Source organism: Nocardia sp. NPDC058497 (assembly GCF_042720195.1).
In the GTDB taxonomy this organism is placed as follows: Bacteria; Actinomycetota; Actinomycetes; order Mycobacteriales; family Mycobacteriaceae; genus Nocardia.
Genome location: NZ_JBHXMY010000639.1, coordinates 1 through 3,250, shown reverse-complemented (window position 1 = coordinate 3,250; position 3,250 = coordinate 1). Strand labels below are relative to the sequence as shown.

Below are 3,250 nucleotides of genomic sequence, written 5' to 3'. Positions count from 1 at the left end.
GGCCAGATCGCCCCGGACACCCGATCCGCCGCCCGACGGAAGGCGGCCACCAGCAGATCGCTCTTGCTGCGGTGATAGCGGTAGACCGCCGACGCGGAGGACAGCTCGGCGGCCGCGGCGATGTCCTCCACGCTGACGTTCGGGTACCCGCGCTCGTGGAACAGTTCGACCGCTTTGTGCAGCACCAGTTCGTGCTTGAACGCCTGCGGCCGCCCCGAGTTCCGGTGGTCCGTCGCGGTCGCGTGCCGATCGGTCAGGTCGGCGTCGACCAGCGCCCAGCTCGTAGAACGGAGCAGCGCGGCAAGAGTTTTCGCGGGCACGGTCGCGTGGTGATCGCCGATGCTGCTGATCACGGCGAAGATCGACACCGCCCGCGCCGCGCGATCGTGGCCGTTCAACTCGGGCCTGACCTCGCCGAGGCGTGCCCGCAAGCTCGCGATCGCCGCGGCGAACTGGTCGCTGAACTCCTGGTGGTCGTCGGGTTCGAGGTAGCGGCGTTCCCAGCGAGCCAGGGCGGCGGTGGGCCGGTTGGCGATGGTCGAGGCGACGATGGCGCCGAGCACGTGATCCAGACGCTGCCGCGGTGACCAGCTCGCCGCCTCCTCGGGCAGTTCGACGGCCCGCAGCGCCAGGCCGGACAGGCGCAGCAGCTCGGCGCGGAACAGCGCGTACTTGCTCGGAAAGTGCCGGTACAGCGCGGTCGAACTGATGTCGAGACGCCGGGCGATGTCGTCCATGCTCACGCCGTGATAGCCGTGTGCGCCGAACGCCGCCGCCGATTCCGCGGCGATCTGCGCCCGCCGGTTCTTCGGCCGACGCCGGACCGCACGCGCCGCGGATTCCGCGGTCGGTTCGTCGGCGTGCTTGCCCGACGTCCTGGCCTTCGCCGCGCGCGGGGAGCGGCCGGTGTGCCGGGGGGATAGCGCGCCGGGTTCGGTCACTGCGCGGGCGCCGTCGTCAGCGGGGAATTCACTTTCTCGACCAGCCACCGGCCGTCGTCGTTGTGCAGGCGCAACACCATCGACAGCTGGCCCGGCTCGGGTTTGTGTTCGGTGCCGAGGCTGGAGATGGTCTGGCCGATCACCACGATCGCCTCGGCGGCGTTCTCGTCGCCGGTGCGGATCGCGCACTGGGTGTCGGTGACCTTCGAGGTGACCTCGCCCTGGGTGAGGACCTCGCGCAATTCGGCACTGGTGGAGTCGAACTGCTTCTTCCAGTCGCCGGTCGCGCCGTCGAGCACCGCCTTGAAGTAGGTGTCGAGATTCTTGCTGTCGTAGTCGGCAAGCACCGGACCGTAGCGGCACGCGGCTTCCCGCGCCTGCTGCTGCGCTGCGAGGAGGTCCTTGCTGTTCTGGTTCTCGAAGAACAGGAACACCGAGGCCGCCATCGAGGCGCCGAGCAGGACGGCCGCGGCGCCGCGCAGGCCGAGCTGGGTGCGGTCCATGGTGGTCCACCACCGACGTGGAGTGGGCGCGGATACCGTTTCGGCAGTGGGTGTTTCGGACGTAGACGTCGCCGTGGCGTCGGCAGCGGGCTCGTCGGTGGGGTGCGGTTCATTGCTCATCGCTGGTGACTCCTTATCGGGGTGCCGGCACCGAGGGCTGGGACAGTTCGTCGCCGGTGACGCCGGGCGGTGGGCCGGAGCCGTTGTCGGGCCCGGCGGGCCGCGGCGCGTTCGCCGAGCCGCGGATCTGCAGCGCCGGATTGTCGGTGACGCAGTAGTTGTAGAGCCGCACCCTGGTGTCGGTGGTCGGCGTGGTGGCCACCACCGGCACCGTGTCGTAATCGCAGGTCGGACGCGGCCACGGATCGACCAGGGTGAAGTACATGTTGTCGTGGGCGGGCACACCGACCGCTTCGGCGAAGCGGCTCAGCGACGGGAAGAGCACCTCGATGGCGGGCTGGCGCAGCTTGGCTGCCCTGGTGATCGCGACGAGGTTCGTCACGAGATCGGTCATCGGGTTCTGGGTGCGCGACACGAAGCCGCCGAGGGTGGCGAGCTGACCCGGACCCTGCTCGAGCAGATGCCGCAATTCCGCGTCGGCGGCGGTGAATTGGCGGAACAGGGCGCTGCCCGCGGTGGTGAGCGTGCCCAGGTCCGGCTGCGCGTGTGAGGTGGTCGCGGCGATGACCTCGAGATTGCGGATGAGCTGCTCGGTCTGCGGGAGCAGGTCGGTGAGTCCGGCCATCGCGCGGCTGAGACCGGAGATCATGTTGCGCAACCCGTCCGGGCCGCCTGCCAGGGCCTTGTCGAGTTCGTCGACGATCACATTGAGCCGGTCGGGGTTCATCCCGCCGACGAGCCCGCTGAGATTGCCCAGCACCGACTGCATCTGGACCGGCACCGCGGTGTCGGCGCGCCGGATCACCGCGCCGTCGGCCAGATACGGTCCCGACTCGCCGTCGGGCCGGAAGTCGAGATACTGCTCGCCCGCGGCCGACAGCCGGGCAACGGCGACGGTTCCGCCCACCGGAATCCCGGTGTCGCCGTCGATCTCGGCGACCGCGGCGATCCCGTCGCCGGCGACGCGCACGTCACCGACCCGGCCGACACGCACGCCGCGGAAGGTCACATCGCTGCCCGCGGTGAGCCCGCCCGAGGCCGCCAGCTCCACGGTGACGTCGAAGCTCGAGCGGGTCGGGTCGATCCGCAGGACCGCACCGCCCAGATAGAGGCTGCCGAGCAGCAGCACTACGACCAGCCCCGCATTGGCCACCGCGACACGGTGCCGGACCAGCCACAGCCACAACGGTGGATTCATCGGGGCCCCTCCTGCTGCTGCGGCGCCTGTGGCGTGCTGGTGACCCGGCCGATGACCTTGGCGATGACCTCGGCGAGGCTGCCCAGGAACGCGGGCACGTCGCCTGCTTCGGGCCAGCGGCTGCCCGACGGATCGGTGAGCGCGCCGACGTCGAGATAGGACAGCGTGGCCGCGACGGCCAGGTTGGGGCCGCGCAAGCTGTCGGTCAGCGACGGATACAGCTGGTGGAAACCCTCCAGCGTGCCGGTGAGGTCGTCGCCCATCTGGGAGAAGCCGTTCATGAGGTTCTGGATGCTCTGGAAGAGGCTGACGAACTGCGCCCCGTTGGTCGCGCTGAAATCGCCGAGCGCGTCCATGGTGACCGCGACCCGGTTGATCAGGTCGGTGATGGCCTGGTTGTTCTCGGCGAATAGGCCGATCAGCTGCGGGAAACTGTCGGCGGCGGCACCGAGTTCGGTTTTGCGCCGTGCCAATTCGCCGGTCAGCAC

3 protein-coding genes and 1 pseudogene are annotated in these 3,250 nt (G+C 69.8%); all 4 read right to left on the bottom strand.

Annotated features, from left to right (window positions below):
- Nucleotides 1-941, bottom strand: a 941-nt coding sequence (locus ACFWPJ_RS28665) for a TetR family transcriptional regulator (protein ID WP_378855995.1), incomplete at its 3' end; no start/stop codon positions are given.
- Nucleotides 938-1,564, bottom strand: a complete 627-nt coding sequence (locus tag ACFWPJ_RS28660; protein ID WP_378855993.1) for a hypothetical protein — start codon at nt 1,562-1,564, stop codon at nt 938-940. The genes ACFWPJ_RS28665 and ACFWPJ_RS28660, both read right to left, overlap by 4 nt.
- A gap of 13 nt (nt 1,565-1,577) precedes the next feature.
- Nucleotides 1,578-2,762 (bottom strand): MCE family protein, encoded by a 1,185-nt coding sequence (locus tag ACFWPJ_RS28655; RefSeq protein ID WP_378855991.1) that lies wholly within the window; start codon nt 2,760-2,762, stop codon nt 1,578-1,580.
- Nucleotides 2,759-3,250: pseudogene (locus ACFWPJ_RS28650) on the bottom strand (mammalian cell entry protein); the annotation flags it as partial. The gene ACFWPJ_RS28655 and the pseudogene ACFWPJ_RS28650, both read right to left, overlap by 4 nt.

Bases quoted from the DNA above. Each gene is read 5' to 3' on its own strand.
- ACFWPJ_RS28660 (WP_378855993.1), bottom strand. From the start codon at position 1,564: ATGAGCAATGAACCGCACCCCACCGACGAGCCCGCTGCCGACGCCACG.
- ACFWPJ_RS28655 (WP_378855991.1), bottom strand. From the start codon at position 2,762: ATGAATCCACCGTTGTGGCTGTGGCTGGTCCGGCACCGTGTCGCGGTG.